The organism is Ruegeria sp. O5 (genome assembly GCF_056535105.1).
In genome coordinates this window covers 353262-376432 of the sequence record NZ_JBQERN010000001.1, presented here as the reverse complement: position 1 = coordinate 376432, position 23171 = coordinate 353262, and the positions used below count along the sequence as shown (strand labels likewise).

The following is a 23171-nucleotide window of genomic DNA, read 5'->3' as shown; positions in this document are numbered from 1 at the left end:
AACCAATTCTACCTGTTATTACCGCAAAACCTGTGCCCGAGCCGTTTATGCCTGACATCACTGAATTTGTTCCAGCCCCTTCAGCCGCCAATACTCCATCGGTGTTTCGGATCGGGTCGTTGGTGTTTGTGGCGCTGTTGATTAGCCTGGCACCTGCGGTTGGGTTTCTGCCGTCGGATTGGACAAAGGGTTTGCTGGCAACAGGCATTTCACTGCTGGTTGTGGCGCTTTTGTTTGGGATCAAGGGGGCGATTGCAAACAGGCATTTGCAACAGACATCAGCCCTTTTTGTCGCTTTCGCAGAACGCGAGGATGCTCCGGTTGTGATCTCAAACGGGTATGGTGATATATTGGCCGCGAACGTCCTGGCGGACAAAAAGCTGGGGGCCATACGAGGCGAAAACCTTGCCCGCTGTTTGCGCTCCAGGTTTGCTAACCCTTCGGCGATCTTGTTGAGCCTACAATCGCGGGCGCAATCCACAGGAAGCGCCCAGAGCGAGTTTCCCGGTGGCGATCGGACTATTTCGGTTTCCGTGCACCGATTGCGGCCGGGACTGTTCTACTGGAACTTTAGCTGTGTTCAACAGGATAGCTGGCAAACCCTTGGCTTGCCGGTCGTAACCCTTGGACGCGCAGGTGACGTATTGCGTGTCAATGCCACGGCCGAGCGTTTATTTGGTGCGCACCCTGCCAGGGCGCGGGATATTTTCAGCGAAGCCGAACCGCGGACCGGGGCTGTCAACGCAGTCAGGACCCGCGATGGTCATGTTCTGGCAGCCGTGTCCGAATTTTCTCAATCCGGGTCGGAACGAAGCCTTTGTTTGTTACCGATTACGCAGATGCCCGTACAGGATGCGGTCATGTCCTTCTCTGACCTTCCGGTTCCAATCCTCAGACTTTCCGAGGACGGCATCATTCTGGACAGTAATCGGCTGGCGGCGAAACTGTTGGGAAAGAAGCAGCTTGAAGGCAGTAACATCAGCGACATCATGCGGGGCATGGGTGGCCCTGTGCTGGATTGGTTGAAACGAACCGAGGCGCATGAAGAAACGCAGCGATCAGAGTTTTTGCAGTTCATTAGGGACGACAAGGAAATCTTTGTTCAAGTCACCCTGAGCCGTGTGTTTGTCGACGGAAAGATATGCCTGATCGCGGTTCTGAACGATGCGACTGAACTGAAGACTCTGGAAGCTCAATTCGTTCAGGGCCAGAAGATGCAGGCCGTAGGGCAATTGGCCGGAGGTGTTGCACATGATTTCAACAACCTGCTGACGGCCATTTCCGGTCACTGCGATCTGCTGCTGTTGCGCCATGACCAGAATGACCCGGATTACGGGGATTTGGTGCAGATCAATCAGAATGCCAATCGGGCCGCCGCGTTGGTCAGTCAGCTTCTGGCGTTTTCGCGAAAACAGACCCTCAGGCCCGAAGTGTTGGATCTGCGTGACACGATCTCGGACCTTATTCACCTGCTGAACCGTTTGGTTGGCGAGAAGGTGCAATTGACGCTGAGCCACGATCCGGTGCTCAAACCCGTGCGGGCGGACAAGCGTCAACTTGAGCAGGTGCTGATGAATCTTGTCGTTAACGCACGAGATGCCATGCCGGACGGTGGTGAAATTCGCATTGAAACCAGTGTGTTGACACTTTTGCAGCCTCTCATGCGGGACAGGGCAACCGTACAACCGGGCGACTATGTGACAGTCAAGGTTGTGGATGGCGGTGTTGGTATCCCAGCAGATAAGCTGCAGAAGATTTTCGAACCCTTCTACACCACGAAACGAACTGGTGAGGGCACCGGGTTGGGGTTGTCAACGGCCTACGGGATCGTAAAGCAAACCGGTGGGTTTATCTTTGTCGACAGCGCAATTGGACGGGGCACCGAGTTCACTGTCTTTCTTCCGGTTTGCGCGACGACGTCCGAGGTCGAAACTGAATCGCCAGTCCAGCCCGAAGCCCAGAGCGCCAGGCAGGGCGAAGGCGTGGTGCTGCTGGTCGAGGATGAGGCGCCTGTTCGCGCCTTTGCGACCCGCGCCCTGCGGCTGAAAGGTTACACCGTGCTCGAGGCGGACTCGGCGGAAGAGGCGCTTCGACTGCTTGAAGATTCCGCGTTAAGTGTTGATGTATTCGTCACAGATGTTGTCATGCCAGGAATGGACGGGCCCACTTGGGTGCGCAAGGCCATGGAGACGCGCCCGGATGCGCGTGTGATTTTCGTGTCCGGGTATACCGAAGGCGTTTTCGGCGATACCGGTCCGGATATTGCCAACTCAACCTTTCTGCCCAAACCGTTTTCCCTCACCCAACTGACAGAGGCCGTGTTTCAACAACTCAACTGATGGATCACAATGCGGCTTTGTGCAGCGCAAATTCTTCCGGGCAGGCATTTCGAAACTTCTGTTCGGTAGCAGGTGACAGATGCAAATCTCCCGGAGGCGATACGTTTTCGCGCTTCAGGTCGATCTGCATGTCCAGACGTGTTTGCAGAAAGTCCAACACCTTGTCCTGATGTTCGTATTTGAAGATATGACGAGCGCCAGCACTGTCGTTGCGGGTACGGAAGAATTGCGCCTGGCTGCCGACATTTGCGAACTCGGGACGTGTGTCCAGCAAATAGGCTTGAACGAATGCGTCAAAACTCATGTCACGTGTCGAGCGCGGTTGACCTATCAAGTCTTCACGACTGCGAAACCGGTACCAGCTGCCCAGCCAATCCAACGGCTCGCGCACAACGACCATAATTTCCATCTCGGTATCAAACAGTTTTCGAAACATGGTCTGGAAAAACCGGTCATACCGACGCACCGGGGCGTGTTTCAGCTCAGGTGGATGTGTCACGATGAGATCGGCCCGGTCACGCAACGCCGTGTGATAAGCCGTGCTTCCGGTCTTGGGGACTGAAAGAAAAGCAAGTCGTTCTTTATAAAAAACAAGCATTTATCGGTTCCCAAGGTTGCCATGCTTCTTATGCAGATTGTCGTAAACGACTCTTTAACACAATTGCAGAAGACTGATTTCTGTAAGTTTTAGTTGAAATGTTCTCTTTTTGATCTCATAAGGAACAAGAGGCGAACAAAGCAGCGATTGCCGCCCGATTAAGGGTGTGACAAAAGGGAAGGCGACAGGACAATGGCGGATCTTCTGACAATGAGCGACAAGAAAAACGCAGACAAGCAAAAGGCGCTCGACAGTGCGCTGGCCCAGATCGAACGGCAGTTCGGCAAGGGGTCGATCATGAAGCTGGGAGAAGATGCCCGGCAGGATATCGAGGCGAGCTCGACCGGGTCGCTGGGTCTGGATATCGCGCTGGGTATCGGCGGGCTGCCGATGGGGCGTATCGTTGAGATTTACGGGCCTGAGAGCTCGGGTAAAACCACTTTGACCCTTCATTGCATTGCTGAGCAGCAAAAGCGCGGCGGAGTTTGCGCGTTCGTAGATGCGGAACACGCTCTGGACCCGCAATATGCCCGCAAGCTGGGCGTTGATCTGGATGAGCTTTTGATCTCCCAGCCTGACACCGGTGAGCAGGCGCTTGAAATCACAGATACTCTGGTACGCTCGGGCGCAGTCAATATGGTTGTTGTCGACTCGGTCGCTGCCCTGACGCCGAAATCGGAACTCGAAGGGGACATGGGAGACAGCAGCGTGGGTGTTCAGGCCCGGCTGATGAGCCAGGCAATGCGCAAACTGACAGGCTCGATCAGCCGTTCGAACTGCATGGTCATCTTCATCAACCAGATCCGGATGAAGATCGGCGTGATGTTCGGCAGCCCGGAAACCACAACCGGTGGCAATGCGCTGAAATTCTACAGCTCGGTTCGGCTGGATATCCGCCGGATTGGCGCGATCAAGGACCGGGATGAAGTGGTCGGGAACCAGACCCGCGTCAAAGTTGTGAAGAACAAGGTCGCACCGCCGTTCAAGCAGGTCGAGTTCGATATCATGTATGGCGAAGGCATCTCGAAGATGGGCGAATTGCTGGATTTGGGTGTTAAAGCTGGTGTTGTCGAAAAGTCCGGGTCCTGGTTCAGCTATGGTGATGAGCGGATCGGGCAGGGGCGTGAGAACGCCAAACAATACCTGCGGGAAAACAGCCGGGTGGCGCTGGACATCGAAGACAAGATCCGCGCGGCGCATGGGCTGGAATTCGATATGTCGCCAGGCGTTGCCGAGGATGACGATATTCTGGAGGCCTGATGTCCTGAGGTGGGTAACCCCTGACATCTGCGCAAAGACTGTAACACTTGAAACAAGGCGGCTTGATCGGGTCGCCTTGTTTCGTTCCTGTGTGCCTCTGCTGTGGACACTCACCTGACACGGGGCTAAACCAACGGAGACCAAGATATATGTGCGCCGAGAGAGCCCTATGCCAACCCTGAACGACATCCGATCGACTTTTCTGAACTACTTTGAAAAACAAGGGCATGAGATCGTCGCGTCCAGCCCGCTGGTGCCGCGCAATGACCCGACACTGATGTTCGTGAACTCAGGCATGGTGCAGTTCAAGAACCTGTTTACCGGTCTGGAAACCCGCGATTACAAACGCGCCACCACGGCGCAGAAATGTGTGCGTGCGGGTGGCAAGCACAACGATCTTGACAATGTTGGCTATACGGCGCGTCACCATACGTTTTTTGAGATGCTGGGAAACTTTTCATTCGGGGATTACTTCAAACATGAAGCGATCCCTTTTGCCTGGGAACTGATCACCAGAGAATTCGGTATCGACAAAACCCGCCTGTTGACCACTGTCTATCATACCGATGATGAAGCCTTTGAAATCTGGAAAAAGGTCGGTGTGCCCGAGGACCGGATCATTCGCATCGCCACCAATGACAATTTCTGGCAGATGGGTCCGACCGGACCTTGCGGCCCGTGTACCGAGATCTTCTATGATCACGGCGATCACATCTGGGGCGGCCCTCCGGGATCACCCGAGGAAGATGGCGACCGGTTCATCGAAATCTGGAACGTCGTTTTCATGCAAAACGAGCAGTTCGAAGATGGCTCGATGGTCGAGCTTGACATGCAGTCCATCGACACAGGTATGGGGCTTGAACGGATTGGGGCGCTGTTGCAGGGCAGCCATGACAATTACGACACCGACTTGTTCAAAACCTTGATCGAGGCTTCGGCAGATGCGACCGGTGTCGACCCGTATGGCGACCAGAACGTGCATCACAGGGTGATCGCGGATCACCTGCGGTCGACCTCGTTCCTGATTGCAGACGGTGTGATGCCCAGCAATGACGGCCGGGGATATGTTCTGCGCCGGATCATGCGCCGCGCCATGCGCCATGCGCACCTGCTGGGCGCCAAGGATCCTGTCATGCATCGCCTGGTGCCTACGCTGGTGCAGCAGATGGGCGGACATTATTCTGAACTGAAACAGGCGCAACCGCTTATCGAAGAGACGCTGTTGCTGGAAGAAACCCGGTTCAAGCAGACGCTGGACCGTGGTCTGAAGTTGCTGGATGATGAGGTTTCAGGGCTTTCTGAGGGGGCACCCCTGTCAGGTGAAGCGGCCTTTAAGCTTTACGACACGTATGGCTTCCCACTGGATCTTACGCAGGATGCGCTGCGTGAAAAGGGCCTGAGCGTTGACACGGACGGTTTTGATACCGCGATGGCCGAACAAAAGGCCAAGGCACGTGCCGCATGGGCCGGGTCAGGTGAAGCAGCGGATCAGGTCGTATGGTTCGATGTTCTGGATGCAGCCGGTGCGACGGATTTCCTGGGCTACGATACTGAGAAAGCCGAAGCGCAGGTTGCCGCCCTCGTTGTTGATGGTTCGCTGGTCGACAAGATCGACGCGGGCAGCAGCGGTTGGGTCGTCGTGAACCAGACCCCGTTCTATGGAGAGGCCGGTGGTCAGGTCGGTGATACTGGCGCGTTGCGTCGGCTGGAGGATCGCGATCACCTGAGCCGCGTGGAGGACACGAGGAAGTTTGCCGACGGCAAGGTCTATGCTCATAAGGTGGCGGTTCAAAGCGGAGTCATTTGCAAGGGCGACGCGGTAGAGCTTGAAGTTGATCACGCCCGCCGTTCCGCCATTCGCGCCAACCATTCGGCCACGCACCTGCTGCATGAAGCGTTGCGCGAAACGCTGGGTGATCACGTGGCGCAGCGCGGCTCGCTGAACGCGGCGGATCGTTTGCGGTTTGACTTCAGTCATTCCAAAGCGCTGAGCCTGGAGGAAATTCAAAAAGTCGAACGTGAGGTGAACGATTTCATCCGCCAGAATTCGATCGTTGAAACCCGGGTCATGACACCTGACGACGCGCGCGCATTGGGCGCGCAGGCCTTGTTCGGCGAGAAATATGGTGACGAGGTTCGTGTCGTCTCCATGGGCAAGGCACCAACAGGCAAAGGCCATGACGGCGATACGTGGTCGATAGAACTCTGTGGCGGCACACATGTGCGCCAGACAGGTGATATCGGCACCTTTGTTGTGTTGGGTGACAGCGCCAGCAGTGCAGGTGTGCGCCGGATCGAAGCGCTGACCGGGGATGAGGCCTTCCGCTATCTTTCGGCACAGGATCAACGTCTGGCTCAGGTCGCATCAGAACTGAAGGCGCAACCGGACGACGTGGTGGCGCGCGTGAAAAGCCTTCTGGACGAACGCAAGGCCTTGCAGAACGAAGTGGCTCAGTTGCGCCGGGATCTGGCTATGGCTGGCGGGGCCGGTCAGGGCGGTGGTGCCGAGGCGCGGGATGTAAACGGTGTGAAATTCCTGGCACAAGCGCTCAGCGGTGTTTCAGGCAAGGACCTTCCCGCGTTGATCGACGAACACAAAAGCCGCCTTGGATCGGGTGCGGTGTTGCTGATTGCGGATACGGGCGGCAAGGCGGCCGTTGCGGCTGGTGTGACAGAAGACCTGATCGGACGGATTTCGGCGGTGGATCTTGTCAAAGCTGCGGTAATCGAGTTGGGCGGAAAAGGCGGCGGCGGTCGTCCTGATATGGCCCAGGGCGGCGGCAAGGATGCATCAAATGCAGATGCGGCAATCAAGGCCGCACAACAGGTTTTGGGAGGTTAATATGGCTGCTCTTTGGATTGCGCATGTCACGGTGACGAACACTGAGGCTTACGGCAAATACGCGGAACTGGCCGGACCGGCCATCGCCAAGCACGGGGGCGAGTTTATCGCCCGTGCTGCACGGTACGTTCAGCTGGAAGGTAAGGAACGTCCACGAAACGTAGTGGCGCGCTTCCCAACGCTGGAGGCTGCGGTTGAATGCTATAACTCGGATGAGTACCAGCAGGCCCTGAATCACGCGCGCGGCGCAAGTGAGCGTGAACTGGTTGTGGTGGAAATCACCGAGTGACATATGGGCCTTGCGTCCAAGGCGCTGATATTTCCAAGAAAACCGGCAGTGAATAAGCAAGATTCGGCTTATGTCATGTTTGGTTGATACTGATTAGCACGCGACAGCGGGCTGTTTTTTGTTTAATTGATTTAATTCAATCACTTACCCTTTGATGCTCCTGTTCTGTCGAATGGGTCCTGGCAGAATTGTGGCCGCGCCAACAAAATTCTTACGTGAAATTGTCAGATTCTCGGACGAATTTTCGCCCCGTTTCCTTTGCAGGTTCTCAAAAGATTGCGCGAAACGCCTGATCACAGATAGTTTCAAGAAACAGAATGTGGTGCAGTTGGACATGCAATCGTTCGAAGAACATCGGATCGGGGAACTCGCATGATTTCATTCGCGAATTTAGCCAAGAGGTGTGTTGCCGCTCTTGCATCGGCTGCGGCGCGCGCAGTGGGTATCTGCACCGTATGTATCGGCGTAATCGCCTCCGCACCTGTCGCGCAGGCATCCGACGGCGTCTTTATCCCTATCGTTGCGTCTTCGCCTCCGCCCTCAGGCGCAATCAACCTATGCAACCAATATAACTGGGCTTGCACTGCAAAACGCTCGGTCACGTTGTCCAGCCACCAAGAGCTGACGGTGGTAAATCAAGTGAATCGCCGCGTAAACGCGTCGACCCGGGAAGTTACGGATCAGTCCCAGTACAAAACGCGTGAGCGATGGGCCTTGCCAACACCCAGAGGCGGTGATTGTGAAGACTTTGCATTGTTGAAGAAAAGGGATCTGATCCATGCCGGGGTTGATCCAAGTAAGCTTTTGATTGCGACCGTTCTGGACACACGCCGGACGCCTCATGCGGTTCTGGTCTACCGCTCGGCGCAGGGCGACCTGATCTTGGACAATCTCACAAACCGGATCAAACCCTGGACAGCTACGCGCTATTTGTTCCTGCGCATGCAAGATCCGAAGCGGCCCAGTCAATGGGTCGGCGTTTACGGGCGCAGCTGACCTCAGCGGTATATTTACCTACCCAAAATCTTACCCTTGGACGCAGATTTGGTCTGCGCCCAAGAGTGTAGTCTTTGACCTTACGCTTGGACGGATTAATCCGAACGTTTTGCGTATCGACGTATTCCAGCCCCGAAGCCTCGACCAGCAGAGTTTTTTCTATCGAATATGCTCCGCGTTCCTAGGGCCGGTTCGCTGGTATTCGGTTTCGTCTTTATCAGTCTTCTTCGTGCTCTTCACCACCGGGCTCTTCACCACCGGGTTCTTCCCCACCGGGTTCTTCTCCACCGGGCTCTTCGCCACCAGGTTCTTCACCACCGGGCTCTTCTCCACCGGGCTCTTCGCCACCGGGCTCTTCTCCACCGGGCTCTTCGCCACCGGGCTCTTCTCCACCGGGCTCTTCGCCACCGGGTTCTTCTCCACCGGGCTCTTCGCCACCGGGTTCTTCACCACCGGGTTCTTCGCCACCGGGCTCTTCACCACCGGGTTCTTCACCACCAGGTTCTTCGCCACCGGTTGGGTTACCGCCGCCACCATTGGGGGGCGTGCCATTTTCCTGGGAAGGTCCGTCGCCGGATCTCTGGTCTGAGACACCGATCGATGCGGTCGGGAAGTCACTTAGCAGACCTGCCAGCGGGGCGCATTCTGCACCGACGCGCGCCAGAATCTGATCGAAGTCATGACGGCGTTGAATGTAGCGGATCATGCCGGATGTCACAGCATCGCATTCGCACAAAACCTGCGCGGACGCAGCGGATTGCCGTGCTGTTGCAACCGTACATGTCCCAGCGGCAAAGGTTTCACCGGCAGGTGAAAGCAGAAAAGTTGTCGCAATAAAAAACAGTGGAAACTTGCGAGCTCTATTACCCATTTTGAACTCCTTGGAACTCGATAACTAAACTACGTCCTTCTATGCACCATTCCCGTATCGGTGTTTGTGAAGGACGTCACACTTCTGACGTGTTTTGACCATAATTCGAGGGCGCCTACAATATCTTGTTGGTGAGGCCCGGGGCGGAAATTTTCAACCATGCGGAGAAAGGTGTTAGTTTTCAAATAAAAACCGGGCAGTGAGCCCGGTTTTTCTGATTTCGTCTTTTGTCGTATTGGAAGCAAATATGCCACACTATTGCCATTGTTTCCGTTTGGTCAGTTTGCAACCTGAGGGTGTTCTAGGCAGATTTGGCCATCCGCTTACGCTCGTGCGGGTCAAGAAAACGCTTCCGCAGGCGCACCGCGTTTGGTGTAACTTCCACCAGTTCATCATCGTCGATATAGGCAATTGCCTCTTCCAGTGAGAACTGAATATGCGGCGTCAGGCGGACCGCGTCGTCGGATCCACTGGCGCGCACGTTTGTCAACTTCTTGCCTTTGAGCGGGTTCACTTCCAGATCGTTGTCTCGCGAGTGTTCGCCGATCACCATACCCTGATATACGTCTGTTTGCGGACCAACAAACATACGGCCACGTTCTTCCAGGTTCCACAGCGCATAAGCCACAGCCTGACCTTTCTCCATCGAGATCAGAACGCCTGCGCGACGGCCCGGAATCTGCCCCTTATGTGGCGCCCAGTCATGGAACACGCGGTTAAGTACACCCGTACCGCGCGTGTCGGTCAGGAATTCGCCGTGGTAACCGATCAGACCGCGGGACGGGACATGGGCGATGATCCGCGTCTTGCCCGTACCGGCCGGGCGCATCTCGACCAGTTCACCCTTACGTGCGCCGGTAACCTTTTCAATAACGGAACCAGAATATTCGTCATCCACGTCGATGGTGACTTCTTCGATAGGCTCAAGCCGCTGCCCGTCTTCTTCACGGAACAGAACCTGCGGGCGCGAGATGCTGAGCTCAAAGCCTTCTCGGCGCATATTCTCGATCAGAACACCCATTTGCAACTCGCCGCGGCCCGCAACCTCGAACGCCTCACCGCCGGGGGTGTCGGTGACACGGATGGCGACGTTCGACTCGGCTTCCTTCATCAGGCGGTCACGAATGACGCGAGATTGAACTTTTTTGCCGTCACGGCCTGCCAGCGGAGAATCATTAATACCGAAGGTCACGGTAATAGTCGGTGGATCGATGGGCTGCGCGGGCAGGGCCTCAGTGACCTGAGGGGCAACCAGCGAATCCGCTACGGTGGCTTTGCTCATGCCAGCGATGGTCACGATGTCGCCTGCTTCGGCCACATCAATGGGCTGCTGGGCCAGTCCCCGGAACGCCAGGATTTTCGTGGCGCGGAAGTTTTCGATGACCGAACCATCGCGGCTGAGCGCCTTGAGGTTGTCGCCAGCCTTCAGCGTGCCACTTTCCACACGACCGGTCAGGATACGACCGATGAAGGGATCGCTGCCCAATGTCGTGGCCAGCATCCGGAAGGGTTCATTTTTGTGTTCGACCTGCTTCGGGGCAGGGACATGATCGACGATCAGGTCGAATAGCGCGCTCAAGTCTTTGCGGGGACCGTCCAACTCCATATCCGCCCAGCCCGAACGGCCCGAGGCGTACATTGAAGGGAAATCCAGCTGATCGTCGTCCGCGCCGAGATTGGCGAACAGGTCAAAGCATTCGTCCAGTGCGCGGTCAGGTTCGGCATCCGGCTTGTCGACCTTGTTCAGAACCACGATCGGGCGTAGGCCCAGCGCCAGTGCCTTGGACGTTACAAACTTGGTCTGGGGCATCGGGCCTTCTGCGGCGTCCACCAACAGAACAACACCGTCGACCATGCTGAGAATGCGCTCGACCTCGCCACCGAAATCGGCGTGGCCAGGGGTGTCGACGATATTGATGCGCGTGTCTTTCCATTCTACCGACGTGGCCTTGGCCAGGATGGTGATGCCGCGTTCACGCTCCAGGTCGTTACTGTCCATGGCGCGTTCTGCGACAGCCTGATTTTCCCGGAATGCACCGGATTGTTTGAGCAGCTCGTCCACCAGGGTCGTTTTGCCGTGGTCCACGTGAGCGATGATTGCGATATTGCGCAGGTCCATGAGAGGTCAGCCTTTGAACGGGAAGTTGCCGCGCGCATAACGCGGCGCGGCAAAATATACCAGCCCTAACCGGCCTTCAGTGCCCGGCAGTCTTTGAAAAGAGGTGAATAATCAGGATTCCGGACAATATCAACGTCAACCCCAGGATCGCAGGCCAGTCCAGCCTTTGGCCGAACACGATGAATCCGATCACGGCGATCAGGAATATACCGAGACCGGACCAGATTGCATAAACGATACCGACAGGCATGAATTTCAGCGTTAGTGCCATGAGGTAAAACGCAAACGCGTACCCAACGACAACGATCACGGATGGCCAGAACCGTGTAAACTGCTGGCTGGCTTGCAAGGCCGTTGTGCCAATGGTTTCAGCCAGCACAGCCAGCAATAGATACAGATAGGCTTGGGGCATTTGAATACCTCGGAAAAGGGTGCGTCGGGTGGCCTGAGGGTGATTTGTGTGAGTGAAATACGCGGGCCGTTATGTTGTCTACAAGATTACCTTGGGTCAGGTATACCTGACTGTTTTTTCAGTCGAATGAATGTAATATTCGCTGCATATTTTTTCATTTTGTTAACGAGTTTTGAGCGATGACGTTATTTGCGAAATCAATCATATTTGCTTCGGGTCTGATAGTGGCGATTGGGTGGCTTGCTGACGGGGGGTCCGTCGAAGTGAATGCAGCCAACTTGGTTCAACAGTTTGATGGTAGTAGTGTTTTTTGAACGCCGCTAGAAACCAAGCAAGAAAAAAGGAGCCTTCAGGCTCCTTTTTTTATGTTTGAGGATCGGGTGTTTCGACATGTTCAAAATGCACAACCAGTTGCGGTTGCAGCCAGTCCCACAGCTGAGGTGCTCCCGCTGCAATAGCTGGTCGGACACGTGTTACAATCTGATCGAATTTTACTTTGTATTCGACCCATGATCCGCCACCTGTTTCCAGATTTGCTATGGGTGTTTGAAACCGGTCAACAGCCTTTGCAAATCTGGCTTCCGGGGTTTCAGCCGCCTCAAACTCGCGCCATAGTTCAGTAAATGACCTGTGTTGACAGTCAGGCAAAAGGCCAAACAGTCGTTTGGCGGCGGCCTGTTCCTTGGCTTCTTGTTCCGCGTGGTCGACATGTCCGTGGATCGGGTGGTCGCCCGCGTCGATTTCGACAACATCGTGCAAAAGCAACATCTGGAGGATTCGGTCCACTTGAACATCCGAATGCGCGTATTCCGACAATACCCAGGCGTAGAGCATGACATGCCACGAATGTTCCGCCGAGTTTTCGAACCGGTCACTGGCCATCAGGCGTGACGCGCGCAAAACGGATTTCAACTGATCCGCTTCTGTGAGAAACGCCAATCTTTTCGTGAATGCGTCATCCTGAGGGTCGGACTTGGTCAAGAGGTTTGTGGCATGCTGGTGGGCCAGTGGAAACGCATGGGCCAGGTAAGCTGCGCGCCCGCCCGCCAGGTTCGACCGCGCAATTTCCACATGATCGTGTCGCGGGTCAGTGGCGCACAGGACCTGAAACAGCGGCTGGCAGCGATCCAGAATCTTGGCAAACCGGGCATCCGGGGTTTGGTCCGCCTCGAATTCGTGCCAGAGCGAAAGAAATTCCTGCGCCTGTTCGTCGGGCAACAGGCCAAACAATTCTTGTGCTGCGGCCTGTTCAGCCTCGGCCACGGTGTCCCAATCCGTGTTGAGGTGAATCGGGTGATCACCTGTCACGATCTCAACCAGATCATGCAGCAGCAACATGCGGATGACCCGGTCGACCGAGATGTCCGGCCCGGCCAGCGGTGCCATGACCATTGCCCACAAAGCCAAGTGCCAGCTGTGTTCAGCAGAGTTTTCCGGCCTTGATTGGTCAAGCAGGACATTTGCCCGCTCGACCAGTTTCAGATTGTCGGCCCGTTTCAGAAATGCGACCTGCGCAGCCAGGCGATTGGTCATTGCTTTTCAATTGCCTTGAGTTTCGCGCGATGCGTGGCGAGGCGCTTGATCACGAATTGTCTGGCCTTGCGTTCGGCCAGACGCACGCGGATTTCCGTCAGGAAAGCCTCTTCCAGTGATTGCGACGCCGCACCAAGCACTTCACCTACCTCCACGAAGAACCGGTCTTCGCCAGTTTCGTCCATGACCTTCATCGTATCTTCGGCCAGTTTGGCCGCGAGCGATGTGATGGTGTCGGACATTAGCGGGTGTTCTCGGTCAGCCGACGTTTCACATAGTCGCTGACATCTGTGATCAGCGTGTCCATGTGGCGTTCCTGGAAGAAATGATCCGCGCCCTCAACCTCGTTATGGGTGATTGTTATTCCTTTTTGCTCGTGCAGCTTGTTGACCAGCGCGGTGGTATCCGCTGGTGGTGCCACACGGTCAGCCGATCCGTTGATGATCAGACCCGAAGACGGGCAGGGCGCAAGGAAGGAAAAGTCATACATGTTGGCAGGCGGTGACACGCTGATGAAACCCGTGATTTCGGGGCGGCGCATCAGCAACTGCATTCCAATCCACGCCCCAAACGAAAAGCCCGCAACCCAGCAGTGTTTCGAGTTGTTGTTCATGGATTGCAGGTAATCCAGGGCAGATGCTGCATCGCTCAGCTCGCCTACGCCCTGATCATATTCGCCCTGGCTGCGACCGACTCCGCGGAAGTTAAAGCGCAGCACGGTGAAGCCCATGTTGTAAAAGGCATAGTGCAGGTTATAGACCACCTTGTTGTTCATGGTCCCGCCGAACTGAGGATGCGGGTGAAGCACGATAGCGATCGGTGCGTCTTTTTCCTTTTGCGGGTGGTAGCGGCCTTCCAGGCGGCCTTCGGGTCCGGGAAAAATCACCTCGGGCATGTGTGCTTTGGTCCTGTCATTTTCGTGCGGGTATCCGGATATACTTGACTATAATCGTCGGACACCTTAGAACGGTTCTAATTACATTGCTTGGCGCAATCGCGCTGTCAGTCGGAGATACGCACTGGCAGCGTCGGCGTCAATGATTTCGCGCAGATCCGGCTAAAAGGGGGCAGGGCATGAAGCTTTCGACCAAAGGGCGTTACGCGATGGTCGCTTTGGCGGATATTGCGCTTCAGCCAACAGACCGGCTGGTAACCCTGGGCGAAATCTCGGAACGGCAGGACATTTCTCTGCCGTATCTTGAGCAGCTTTTCGTCAAGCTGCGTCGCGCGGAACTGGTTGCTTCTGTCCGTGGGCCCGGAGGGGGGTATCGTCTTGCACGCCCCGCGTCCGAGATTCGCGTGGTCGAGGTTCTGGCCGCTGTGGATGAGACAGTTGATGCGCTGCAAAAAGGGGCCGGAGCATCCGGTGCGTCATCGGGTAGCAGGGCGCAATCCCTGACGAACCGCTTGTGGGAAAGCCTGAGCGCGCATGTTTATGTCTTCCTGCACCAGACGCGCCTGTCGGATGTGATCAGAAACGACCTTGCGCCTTGCCCGGCAGTTCCAAGCCTGTTTTCCGTCGTCGATGAATGAGCTGGGTAAGTCGAACATGCATATGAGTTCTGTGCAGGAAAAGATGTATCCATGAAGCGTGTTTATCTGGATCATAACGCGACTACGCCGCTGCGACGCGAAGCGCGCGAGGCAATGATCGCGGCGATGGATGTGGTCGGGAACCCGTCATCTGTTCATGCGGAAGGACGTGCCGCAAAAGCGCTGGTCGAACGCGCGCGGGCGCAGGTCGCCGAGGCCGTCGGTTGCCGTCCGCAAGAGGTCATATTTACCTCTGGCGCGACTGAAGCGGCGCGGGTTCTGCAAAATCGCCCCGAAGGCTGCGACGTCTTTGTCGACAGCACTGCCCACGATGCGCTGTGGTCGCATTTCGATCTGACCCATTGTAGCGAGCATCCCTTTGGCCCTGGGCACATATTGGCGATGGGGCTTGCGAACTCCGAAACCGGAGTCATCACGCAGCCGCCACAGAAAGTTGAGAACCAGTGGCCCTATGGCGCGCGGCGCGCGGACTGGCTGTTGCTGGATATTACGCAGGTTGTCGGACGCATTCCATTTTCCTTCGCCTGGAGCGGCGCTGATATGGCGATCCTGTCGGCGCATAAGATTGGCGGGCCAAAAGGTGTTGGCGCTTTGATCCTGCGGCAAGGTATCGATATCGAACCTTTGGCCAGCGGTGGCGGACAGGAAATGGGCCGAAGATCTGGTACTGAAAATGTGGTGGGCATTGCCGGATTTGGCGCGGCTGCCGAGGCTGCTCAGCGCGATCTGGCGGATGGAGTATGGGAAAAAGTCAGAGAACTTAGAAATATTCTAGAAAACGCCCTTGAGGCTGGTGCAATATCTACTATTTTTGTCGGGAAAGATCAGGAGCGACTCCCGAATACCCTCTGTTTCGCGACGCCCGGCTGGAAAGGCGAAACGCAGGTGATGCAGATGGATTTGTCTGGCTTTGCCATCAGTGCGGGATCCGCCTGTTCCAGCGGCAAGGTCAAAACCAGTCGGGTTCTGACGGCAATGGGATTTGATGAGACGGTGGCGTCATGCGCAATCCGCGTATCGCTGGGGCCAGAGACGACTGAAGAAGATGTGCTGCGTTTCGCCGAAACGTGGCTTGAAAAAGAGAAAAAGCATCGCGCGCGGGCTGCGTGATCTGACGGAGGGTAAGTCATGGCCGCTTTGGACCAGACCCAGGTAAAAGAAGGTGTCGATCAGGAAACCGTGGACGCGGTTCGCGAGGTCGGCACATACAAATATGGCTGGGATACCGATATCGAGATGGAATACGCGCCCAAAGGCGTGAACCCGGATATCGTCCGTCTGATCTCGGGGAAAAACGATGAGCCCGAGTGGATGACCGAATGGCGTCTGGCCGCGTTCGAGCGTTGGACCAAAATGGAAGAACCCAAATGGGCGATGGTTCACTATCCGCCAATCGATTTTCAAAACCAGTATTACTATGCCCGCCCCAAATCGATGGAAGAGAAACCCAAATCTTTGGATGAGGTTGATCCAAAGCTGCTCGCCACTTACGAGAAGCTTGGTATCCCTCTGAAAGAACAGATGATTCTGGCTGGTGTTGAAGGGGCTGAGGATGCACCTGCCGAAGGCCGCAAGGTAGCGGTCGATGCAGTGTTTGACTCGGTTTCCGTGGGTACCACCTTTCAGGCCGAACTGAAAAAGGCAGGCGTGATCTTCTGCTCGATCTCTGAGGCGATCAAAGAGCATCCCGAATTGGTCAAGAAGTACCTGGGAACCGTGGTTCCGGTTTCAGACAACTTCTATGCGACACTGAACTCGGCCGTATTCTCGGATGGTTCGTTCGTCTACATCCCGCCGGGGGTTCGCTGCCCGATGGAACTAAGCACCTATTTCCGGATCAACGCCGAAAATACCGGTCAGTTCGAACGCACTCTGATCATAGCTGACAAGGGTTCGTACGTCTCATATCTGGAAGGCTGTACTGCGCCCCAGCGTGACACGGCACAACTGCATGCCGCTGTGGTCGAGATCATCGTCGAAGAAGATGCCGAGGTGAAATACTCGACCGTTCAGAACTGGTTTCCGGGGGATGAAAACGGCAAGGGCGGTATCTATAACTTCGTGACCAAACGCGCCGACTGCCGGGGTGACCGGTCCAAGGTGATGTGGACACAGGTGGAAACCGGATCGGCCGTGACGTGGAAATACCCGTCCTGCATCCTGCGCGGCAATGAAAGCCAGGGTGAGTTCTATTCGATCGCGATTGCCAACAATTATCAGCAGGCTGATACCGGCACAAAGATGATACATCTGGGCAAGAACACCAAGTCGCGCATCGTGTCCAAGGGCATCAGTGCGGGTAAGGCCCAGAACACCTATCGTGGGCTAGTGTCGATGCACCCGAAAGCCAAGGACAGCAGGAACTACACGCAGTGTGACAGTCTGCTGATCGGTGACAAGTGCGGCGCACATACGGTTCCCTATATCGAGGTCAAGAACAACTCGAGCCGCGTTGAGCACGAGGCGACGACGTCAAAAGTGGATGACGATCAGCTGTTCTACTGCCGTCAGCGCGGCATGGACGAAGAAGAAGCCGTAGCGCTGGTGGTCAACGGGTTCTGCAAAGATGTGCTTCAGGCGCTTCCAATGGAGTTTGCGATGGAAGCACAGCAGTTGGTGGCCATCTCACTTGAAGGTTCGGTTGGGTAATGACGCGGTCACCCGGAACCCGCATCCGTAAGGATGATGTGCTGACCTGGCTTGGGTACGCATTGCCGGTTCTGGGCGGTCTGCTTGGCGTGGCCTACGTCAACACCCATTACATGGAATTCATCAACCCGGTTTGGGCAGTAGGTGGCGGGGCAATCCTGGGTTGGATCCTCGCCAGACTGATCCGCAGATTACTGGGCTAGAACAATGCGGGGCCACGGCGCCCCTTGCGATACGCAAAAGGACAAAAAATGCTGGAAATCAAAAACCTGCACGTACAGCTTGAAGAAGAAGACAAACAGATTCTCAAAGGTGTGGACCTGACGGTCGAGGCTGGCAAGGTACACGCGATCATGGGGCCGAACGGGTCGGGCAAATCGACCCTCAGCTATGTTTTGTCGGGGCGCGACGGGTACGAAGTGACCGAAGGTTCGGCCACTCTGGACGGTCAGGACCTGCTGGAGATGGAACCGGAGGAACGCGCAGCAGCAGGTGTTTTCCTTGCCTTCCAATACCCGGTTGAAATCCCCGGAGTTGGCAACATGACGTTCCTGCGCACCGCAGTAAACGCGCAGCGCAAGGCCCGTGGAGAAGAGGAACTGTCTGCCGCAGACTTCCTGAAAGAAGTGCGTGCCAAGGCCAAGACGCTAAAGATCGACGCGGATATGCTTAAGCGCCCGGTCAATGTTGGTTTTTCGGGCGGTGAGAAAAAGCGTAACGAAATCCTGCAGATGGCTATGCTTGAACCGAAGATGTGCATCATGGACGAAACCGACTCGGGCCTTGATGTGGATGCGATGAAGCTGGTCGCCGAAGGCGTGAATGCCCTGCGGGACGAAGGCCGTGGGTTTCTGGTGATCACGCATTATCAGCGCCTGCTGGATCATATTAAACCGGATGTTGTGCATATTATGGCCAATGGTCGCATCGTTAAGACGGGCGGACCTGAACTGGCGCTTGAAGTTGAAAACAACGGTTATGCTGACATTCTGGCCGAGGTGAACTGATGGCTTTGCCGCAAGCGAAACAATCCGCAACCGAGGCGCGTCTGGCTGTGCTGACCATGCCTGACGCGGGCTGCACCCGCGGTGCACGCGAAGACGCTCTGGCGCGTGTTCTGGAATCCGGGCTGCCGGGGCGCCGGGATGAGTATTGGAAATACACCCAGCCCGACAGTCTGATTTCTGCCGAGGCTTTGCCTGCGGCGGTGTTTATCAATGATGAACCGGTACTTTTCAACGAACTTGACCGTTTGAAAATAGTATTTGTCGACGGGGTGTTCAGCGCCGAGGAATCCGATGATCTGTCTCTGGACGGTGTCAAGATCGACCGGATTGAAGACATCTGCTGCAAAGACATTCATTGGGCAAAAGACCTGTATGGCGTTCTGGAAGCGCGTGGCCAGTCCCCGGTTCAACGTCCGTTGGCTGCATTGAACACGGCCTTTGCGTCGGACGGAGTTGCCATTCACGTTACAGGCAAACCCTCTAAACCGATCAACCTGATTTATCGTCATGCCTCGCCGACATCCGATGCGATCCTGCATCACGTTATTCGCGTGGAAAGCGGGGCCGAGGTGACAATTCTTGAATCCGGCCCGGCAGCGTCGCGTTTCAACAAATGCATGGAAATTGAAATTGCCGACAAGGGGACGCTGCATCATGTGCGGGCGCAGGGCAGGGACCATGAACGTCGCGCCGCGACCCATATGTTCACGCGTTTGGGGGCAGAATCGGTCTACAAGTCCTTCACCTTGACGGCGAATGGGGTGCTGACCCGTAACGAACAGGTTGTTGAACTGACCGGCGACAATGCTGTGGCGCATGTGGCCGGGGCCTGTGTTGGGGATGGTGATTTCCACCATGATGACACGGTGTTCATCACCCATGACGCGGTAAATTGTGAAAGCCGTCAGGTCTTTAAGAAAGTGCTGCGCAACGGTGCGACCGGAGTGTTTCAGGGCAAGATCCTTGTAAAGGAAGGGGCTCAGAAAACTGATGGCTACCAAATCAGCCAATCGCTGCTTTTGGATGATGACAGTCAGTTCCTCGCCAAACCGGAGCTAGAGATCTACGCCGATGACGTGGCGTGTTCCCACGGCTCAACCTCGGGGGCGATTGACGAAACAGCGCTGTTCTATCTTCGGTCACGGGGTGTTCCGGTCAAGGACGCGACCAACATGTTGACGCTGGCGTTCCTGGCCGAAGCGGTGGACGAAATCGAAGACAGTGCTTTGGCAGATGAAATCGTAAGCCGTCTGGAAGGGTGGCTGGCGCGCCGAAGCTGATGGCCCTGTCGTCGGATATCCTGGCAACGTACCGGGGGCCGGGGCGCGTGGTGCGCAGGCTTCTGGATATGGGTCAACGAGAAGACCGGGCGCTGATCTTTGTCATGGCGTTTTGTGTGGTGGCATTCATCGCCCAGATGCCTGGCCTTGCCCGTAAAGCGCATCTGGAAGGCGTTGAGCTGAATATGCTATTGGGTGGTGCTCTGCTTGGATCAGTGTTCATTCTGCCCTTGGTTTTTTACACGCTGGCACTGGTATCTCATTGGGCGGCACGCCTGTTTGGCGGGCAGGGAAGCGCTTATGGTGCGCGCCTGGCACTGTTTTGGGCGCTGTTGTCCTCTGCGCCGCTGGTTCTGCTGAACGGCCTTGTCGCCGGATTCATCGGGCCAGGGCCTACCTTGACGTTTGTAGGTCTCGCCTGGGTTGCTGTTTTTGTCTGGTTCTGGGTATCCGGTCTCAGACAAGTGCAAAGGTCCGTCGCATGAATTCGAGTTTTCTGGGAAATCTGGCGGTCTTGACGATCAAGAACCCGGCCGAAGCGGCGCGTCAACTGATGGCGCTCAAGCTGGGGCGAGAAGTGCTTTGGTTGGCATTTGCGCTGGCGGTCGTTTTGAACTGCGTTGTCCAATTGGGAAATGATCTGTCGATAACAATGGCGGCGGGTCAACCCTCTCCTGCGCTCGAAAGCATTCCCATGGTTTTGGTGCGCTCGGCCGGGGCCATGATGCTGAGCATTGTCGCGTTCCTGCTGGTCGGGCGAATGCTTGGAGGTCTGGCGAGGTTCGATGATCTGATGGTTCTGACGATCTGGCTGCAATTCCTGCAAATAGCCGCCTTGGTCGTGACGCTGATCTTGAGCCTGACCCTACCGTTCCTGATGATGATGACATTGTTGGCGACAGCAATCCTGAGCCTTTACGTCACGCTTCATTTTCTGAACGAAGCGCATCAGCTCGGGTCGCTCTGGAAATCCTTTGCGGTAATTGTGTTGTCAGCCCTTGTCGCCATCCCTTTTGTTCTGTTTCTAAGCCCAACCGGGCCCGTCTAGGAATACCACTCTTATGTATGATGTGCAGAAAATCCGCTCTGACTTTCCGATCCTGTCGCGTCAGGTGAATGGCAAGCCTTTGACGTATCTCGACAATGGTGCTTCGGCTCAGAAACCTCAGGTGGTCATTGACGCGGTGACGCGGGCCTATGCCGAGGAGTATTCGAATGTCCATCGTGGCCTGCATTTTCTGTCTAATCTTGCGACAGAGAAATACGAGGCCGTTCGTGGCACGATCGCGCGGTTTCTGGGGGCATCGAACGAGAATGAGATCGTCCTGAACTCTGGTACCACCGAAGGGATCAACCTGATCGCCTATGGCTGGGCTATGCCGCGACTTGAAGCAGGGGATGAGATCGTTCTGAGTGTGATGGAGCACCATGCAAACATCGTACCCTGGCATTTCCTACGCGAACGACAGGGCATCGTGCTGAAATGGGTCGATGTCGACGCAGAGGGCGGGCTTGACCCTCAGGCGGTAATCGATGCAATCGGGCCGAAAACCAAGCTGGTTGCTGTGACACACTGCTCGAACGTGCTGGGTACGGTCGTGGATGTGAAAGCCATAACTGACGGTGCCCACGCCAAGGGCGTCCCGGTTCTGGTTGATGGCAGTCAGGGTGCCGTTCACATGCCGGTAAATGTCGAAGAGATCGGGTGCGATTTCTACGCGATCACTGGCCACAAGCTTTATGGTCCGTCAGGGTCGGGTGCGATTTTCATCAAATCCGACCGCATGGCCGAAATGCGCCCCTTTATCGGTGGCGGCGACATGATCAAAGAGGTCAGTAAGGATCAAGTCATCTATAATGACCCGCCTATGAAGTTCGAGGCCGGCACGCCGGGGATCGTTCAGACCATCGGTCTTGGCGTAGCGCTGGAGTATATGATGGACTTGGGGATGGAAAACATCGCTGCCCATGAATCCAGCTTGCGCGATTACGCGATGCAACGTCTGACAGGGCTGAACTGGTTGCAGGTTCAGGGCACTCGCCCGGACAAGGCCGCGATTTTCAGCTTTACGCTGGACGGTGCTGGCCATGCACACGACGTCTCAACCATTCTCGACAAGAAGGGTGTTGCGGTTCGTGCCGGTCACCACTGTGCCGGGCCACTGATGGACCACCTGGGGGTGACGGCAACGTGCCGCGCCAGCTTTGGTCTCTATAACACTACCGATGAAGTTGACACGCTGATCGAAGCGCTTGAATTGGCGCATGATCTGTTTGCCTGATTTTGGTCTTGATTGGGGTGCGGCAATCGCGATTTGCAGTTGCACCCGGATTGGAACAAGGTTAGCTAACGGCCAAGGCACCTGTAGCTCAGCTGGATAGAGCGCTGCCCTCCGAAGGCAGAGGCCAGAGGTTCGAATCCTCTCAGGTGCGCCACCCAATATTCAAAATTGGATCGAAGTCGGGAGCCCAGAACTGTAGGCTTGTGAATTAGCTCGCTTTGCGCGTTGATCGTGCAGTCATCACAACGGCCCGCAAGCTAATAACCATAGCCGAGTTGTAGTGCTTGAGAGAGGGATACCCTGCCAGGTACCGAGAAATTCAAATTAGCAGACTTGGCGGCTCTGCCGCCAATCGCCACGAAAACTATAAAACCGACCGGAATAAACAGTCAGCTAAAGTTCTGAACAAACCGGGAGGAGCGTCCAGGTGTTACCCGCGCCAGGTGCGAACTACGCCGCAATCCATGTGTACGAAGTTCGATCCATAATACTGACCAACACCGCCTGCACGACACGACATCGCCGCCTTGGCCATCTGCGAAACCGAGCGGGAGGCAAGGCGCAAATCAGCTGCTTGCCCTTCCATGTGAAGCGAATTGCGCGCCACACGGCGGGACCGGGAGCGGAGCATTGCATTGGTCTGAGGAGAGCGGTAGCCAGACAACAGCATATAGGGTTCGTTGACGTCCAGCAGGCTGTGTGATGCCGCCATGATATCAATAGTGCGTAAATCGATTGATTTTACCTGATCTGTGCGCCAATCACGCATGAAGTTGTTCACTTCTTTGACAGCGTCCTTGATATACTTACCATCGACCCAATAAATCATATCCAACCGTTCGCCTGTGCGACCGGAATACATACGGATGCGACGGATGTCACCGCCACCGCGTAAAAAGCCCGCTGCGTTGGAGTAGGTGGGTGCTGCTGCGATTGCCGTTGCTGCAAACGCACCCAATAGGGCACGTCGGGTCAAGCCCGAGGAACTGCTCTCTGTCATTTTGGTTTCGTCCCGTACTGTTCCTGCCTGCACACGATGTTACGTGCACTGTCTTAATTATTCCCATCCCAGATGCGGAATTTATGGCACAATCGGAATCAAGGGCCAAGAAGTGTTTCATTTTCACCTTTTCAAGGGGG

General features: G+C 55.8%; 22 protein-coding genes and 1 tRNA gene. 15 read left to right on the top strand and 8 right to left on the bottom strand.

Going from position 1 to position 23171, the window contains the following annotated elements; genetic code table 11:
- Positions 1–47: 47 nt before the first annotated feature.
- Positions 48–2339 carry an ATP-binding response regulator gene (locus ACR0M3_RS01880; protein ID WP_480909462.1) on the top strand — a complete coding sequence of 764 codons (2292 nt, stop codon included), beginning with the start codon at positions 48–50 and terminating at the stop codon, positions 2337–2339.
- Positions 2340–2343: 4 nt separating this feature from the next.
- Here the strand turns inward: ACR0M3_RS01880 and ACR0M3_RS01875 are convergent, their stop codons facing one another.
- Positions 2344–2937, bottom strand: a complete 594-nt coding sequence (locus ACR0M3_RS01875; protein ID WP_480909459.1) for a sulfotransferase family protein — start codon at positions 2935–2937, stop codon at positions 2344–2346.
- 192 nt (positions 2938–3129) lie between these two features.
- Between ACR0M3_RS01875 and recA the strand changes: the two genes are divergently transcribed.
- The 4 genes from recA (at position 3130) to ACR0M3_RS01855 (ending at position 8324) form a co-directional block, all read left to right on the top strand.
- Entirely contained in the window at positions 3130–4197 is a 1068-nt protein-coding gene (recA, locus tag ACR0M3_RS01870) for a recombinase RecA (RefSeq protein ID WP_267366220.1), read from the top strand.
- A 169-nt stretch (positions 4198–4366) separates the two neighbouring features.
- Positions 4367–7039: an alanine--tRNA ligase gene (alaS, locus tag ACR0M3_RS01865; protein WP_480909457.1), complete on the top strand. Its 2673-nt coding sequence runs from the start codon at positions 4367–4369 to the stop codon at positions 7037–7039.
- A 1-nt stretch (position 7040) separates the two neighbouring features.
- Positions 7041–7328 carry a DUF1330 domain-containing protein gene (locus ACR0M3_RS01860; protein ID WP_480480870.1) on the top strand — a complete coding sequence of 96 codons (288 nt, stop codon included), beginning with the start codon at positions 7041–7043 and terminating at the stop codon, positions 7326–7328.
- 372 nt (positions 7329–7700) lie between these two features.
- On the top strand, positions 7701–8324 hold the full coding sequence (locus tag ACR0M3_RS01855) for a transglutaminase-like cysteine peptidase (protein WP_480485607.1): 624 nt from the start codon (positions 7701–7703) through the stop codon (positions 8322–8324).
- A 217-nt stretch (positions 8325–8541) separates the two neighbouring features.
- On the opposite strand, the gene ACR0M3_RS01850 is transcribed toward ACR0M3_RS01855, so the two are convergent.
- The 6 genes from ACR0M3_RS01850 to ACR0M3_RS01825 form a co-directional block, all read right to left on the bottom strand.
- A complete protein-coding gene (locus tag ACR0M3_RS01850) occupies positions 8542–9195 on the bottom strand; it encodes a hypothetical protein (protein ID WP_480485609.1) in 654 nt (217 codons plus the stop codon).
- Positions 9196–9496: 301 nt separating this feature from the next.
- Positions 9497–11314, bottom strand: coding sequence for a translational GTPase TypA (gene typA, locus ACR0M3_RS01845; protein ID WP_209596307.1), 1818 nt, complete (start codon positions 11312–11314; stop codon positions 9497–9499).
- A 76-nt stretch (positions 11315–11390) separates the two neighbouring features.
- Complete coding sequence (locus tag ACR0M3_RS01840; RefSeq protein WP_480909454.1) at positions 11391–11726, bottom strand: SMR family transporter; 336 nt, start codon at positions 11724–11726, stop codon at positions 11391–11393.
- A 363-nt stretch (positions 11727–12089) separates the two neighbouring features.
- Entirely contained in the window at positions 12090–13259 is a 1170-nt protein-coding gene (locus ACR0M3_RS01835; protein ID WP_480909451.1) for an HD domain-containing protein, read from the bottom strand.
- Positions 13256–13501 carry a hypothetical protein gene (locus tag ACR0M3_RS01830; protein WP_209503892.1) on the bottom strand — a complete coding sequence of 82 codons (246 nt, stop codon included), beginning with the start codon at positions 13499–13501 and terminating at the stop codon, positions 13256–13258. Before ACR0M3_RS01830 ends, ACR0M3_RS01835 begins: the two co-directional genes overlap by 4 nt.
- The gene (locus ACR0M3_RS01825; RefSeq protein WP_209503893.1) at positions 13501–14154 is read right to left on the bottom strand and encodes an alpha/beta hydrolase; all 654 of its coding nucleotides are present in this window, start codon (positions 14152–14154) and stop codon (positions 13501–13503) included. Before ACR0M3_RS01825 ends, ACR0M3_RS01830 begins: the two co-directional genes overlap by 1 nt.
- 179 nt (positions 14155–14333) lie before the next feature.
- On the opposite strand from ACR0M3_RS01825, the gene iscR reads away from it, so the two are divergent.
- The 10 genes from iscR to ACR0M3_RS01775 all read left to right on the top strand — a co-directional run bounded on the left by iscR (position 14334) and on the right by ACR0M3_RS01775 (position 22185).
- The gene (gene iscR / locus ACR0M3_RS01820; protein WP_209596301.1) at positions 14334–14792 is read left to right on the top strand and encodes a Fe-S cluster assembly transcriptional regulator IscR; all 459 of its coding nucleotides are present in this window, start codon (positions 14334–14336) and stop codon (positions 14790–14792) included.
- Between the two features lie 51 nt (positions 14793–14843).
- Positions 14844–15923 (top strand): cysteine desulfurase family protein, encoded by a 1080-nt coding sequence (locus tag ACR0M3_RS01815; RefSeq protein ID WP_480480881.1) that lies wholly within the window; start codon positions 14844–14846, stop codon positions 15921–15923.
- 18 nt (positions 15924–15941) lie between these two features.
- Positions 15942–17462, top strand: coding sequence for a Fe-S cluster assembly protein SufB (gene sufB / locus ACR0M3_RS01810; protein WP_480909450.1), 1521 nt, complete (start codon positions 15942–15944; stop codon positions 17460–17462).
- Entirely contained in the window at positions 17462–17665 is a 204-nt protein-coding gene (locus tag ACR0M3_RS01805; protein ID WP_267365771.1) for a hypothetical protein, read from the top strand. The genes sufB and ACR0M3_RS01805 overlap by 1 nt, the downstream gene beginning before the upstream one ends.
- 48 nt (positions 17666–17713) lie before the next feature.
- A complete protein-coding gene (sufC, locus tag ACR0M3_RS01800; protein ID WP_480909447.1) occupies positions 17714–18469 on the top strand; it encodes a Fe-S cluster assembly ATPase SufC in 756 nt (251 codons plus the stop codon).
- The gene (gene sufD, locus ACR0M3_RS01795) at positions 18469–19749 is read left to right on the top strand and encodes a Fe-S cluster assembly protein SufD (RefSeq protein WP_480909446.1); all 1281 of its coding nucleotides are present in this window, start codon (positions 18469–18471) and stop codon (positions 19747–19749) included. The genes sufC and sufD overlap by 1 nt, the downstream gene beginning before the upstream one ends.
- Positions 19749–20234, top strand: coding sequence for a YIP1 family protein (locus ACR0M3_RS01790; protein ID WP_267365776.1), 486 nt, complete (start codon positions 19749–19751; stop codon positions 20232–20234). The genes sufD and ACR0M3_RS01790 overlap by 1 nt, the downstream gene beginning before the upstream one ends.
- The gene (locus ACR0M3_RS01785; protein WP_480909443.1) at positions 20231–20797 is read left to right on the top strand and encodes a YIP1 family protein; all 567 of its coding nucleotides are present in this window, start codon (positions 20231–20233) and stop codon (positions 20795–20797) included. Before ACR0M3_RS01790 ends, ACR0M3_RS01785 begins: the two co-directional genes overlap by 4 nt.
- 13 nt (positions 20798–20810) lie before the next feature.
- A complete protein-coding gene (locus ACR0M3_RS01780) occupies positions 20811–22031 on the top strand; it encodes a cysteine desulfurase (protein ID WP_480909440.1) in 1221 nt (406 codons plus the stop codon).
- A gap of 77 nt (positions 22032–22108) precedes the next feature.
- Positions 22109–22185: transfer RNA gene (locus ACR0M3_RS01775), tRNA-Arg, on the top strand.
- A 276-nt stretch (positions 22186–22461) separates the two neighbouring features.
- Here the strand turns inward: ACR0M3_RS01775 and mepK are convergent.
- Positions 22462–23031: a peptidoglycan L,D-endopeptidase MepK gene (gene mepK, locus ACR0M3_RS01770; protein WP_209503903.1), complete on the bottom strand. Its 570-nt coding sequence runs from the start codon at positions 23029–23031 to the stop codon at positions 22462–22464.
- Positions 23032–23171: the final 140 nt, after the last annotated feature.

Coding starts and splice junctions, on each gene's coding strand:
- ACR0M3_RS01880 (WP_480909462.1), top strand. CDS start 48: ATGCCTGACATCACTGAATTTGTTCCAGCCCCTTCAGCCGCCAATACT.
- ACR0M3_RS01875 (WP_480909459.1), bottom strand. CDS start 2,937: ATGCTTGTTTTTTATAAAGAACGACTTGCTTTTCTTTCAGTCCCCAAG.
- recA (WP_267366220.1), top strand. CDS start 3,130: ATGGCGGATCTTCTGACAATGAGCGACAAGAAAAACGCAGACAAGCAA.
- alaS (WP_480909457.1), top strand. CDS start 4,367: ATGCCAACCCTGAACGACATCCGATCGACTTTTCTGAACTACTTTGAA.
- ACR0M3_RS01860 (WP_480480870.1), top strand. CDS start 7,041: ATGGCTGCTCTTTGGATTGCGCATGTCACGGTGACGAACACTGAGGCT.
- ACR0M3_RS01855 (WP_480485607.1), top strand. CDS start 7,701: ATGATTTCATTCGCGAATTTAGCCAAGAGGTGTGTTGCCGCTCTTGCA.
- ACR0M3_RS01850 (WP_480485609.1), bottom strand. CDS start 9,195: ATGGGTAATAGAGCTCGCAAGTTTCCACTGTTTTTTATTGCGACAACT.
- typA (WP_209596307.1), bottom strand. CDS start 11,314: ATGGACCTGCGCAATATCGCAATCATCGCTCACGTGGACCACGGCAAA.
- ACR0M3_RS01840 (WP_480909454.1), bottom strand. CDS start 11,726: ATGCCCCAAGCCTATCTGTATCTATTGCTGGCTGTGCTGGCTGAAACC.
- ACR0M3_RS01835 (WP_480909451.1), bottom strand. CDS start 13,259: ATGACCAATCGCCTGGCTGCGCAGGTCGCATTTCTGAAACGGGCCGAC.
- ACR0M3_RS01830 (WP_209503892.1), bottom strand. CDS start 13,501: ATGTCCGACACCATCACATCGCTCGCGGCCAAACTGGCCGAAGATACG.
- ACR0M3_RS01825 (WP_209503893.1), bottom strand. CDS start 14,154: ATGCCCGAGGTGATTTTTCCCGGACCCGAAGGCCGCCTGGAAGGCCGC.
- iscR (WP_209596301.1), top strand. CDS start 14,334: ATGAAGCTTTCGACCAAAGGGCGTTACGCGATGGTCGCTTTGGCGGAT.
- ACR0M3_RS01815 (WP_480480881.1), top strand. CDS start 14,844: ATGAAGCGTGTTTATCTGGATCATAACGCGACTACGCCGCTGCGACGC.
- sufB (WP_480909450.1), top strand. CDS start 15,942: ATGGCCGCTTTGGACCAGACCCAGGTAAAAGAAGGTGTCGATCAGGAA.
- ACR0M3_RS01805 (WP_267365771.1), top strand. CDS start 17,462: ATGACGCGGTCACCCGGAACCCGCATCCGTAAGGATGATGTGCTGACC.
- sufC (WP_480909447.1), top strand. CDS start 17,714: ATGCTGGAAATCAAAAACCTGCACGTACAGCTTGAAGAAGAAGACAAA.
- sufD (WP_480909446.1), top strand. CDS start 18,469: ATGGCTTTGCCGCAAGCGAAACAATCCGCAACCGAGGCGCGTCTGGCT.
- ACR0M3_RS01790 (WP_267365776.1), top strand. CDS start 19,749: ATGGCCCTGTCGTCGGATATCCTGGCAACGTACCGGGGGCCGGGGCGC.
- ACR0M3_RS01785 (WP_480909443.1), top strand. CDS start 20,231: ATGAATTCGAGTTTTCTGGGAAATCTGGCGGTCTTGACGATCAAGAAC.
- ACR0M3_RS01780 (WP_480909440.1), top strand. CDS start 20,811: ATGTATGATGTGCAGAAAATCCGCTCTGACTTTCCGATCCTGTCGCGT.
- mepK (WP_209503903.1), bottom strand. CDS start 23,031: ATGACAGAGAGCAGTTCCTCGGGCTTGACCCGACGTGCCCTATTGGGT.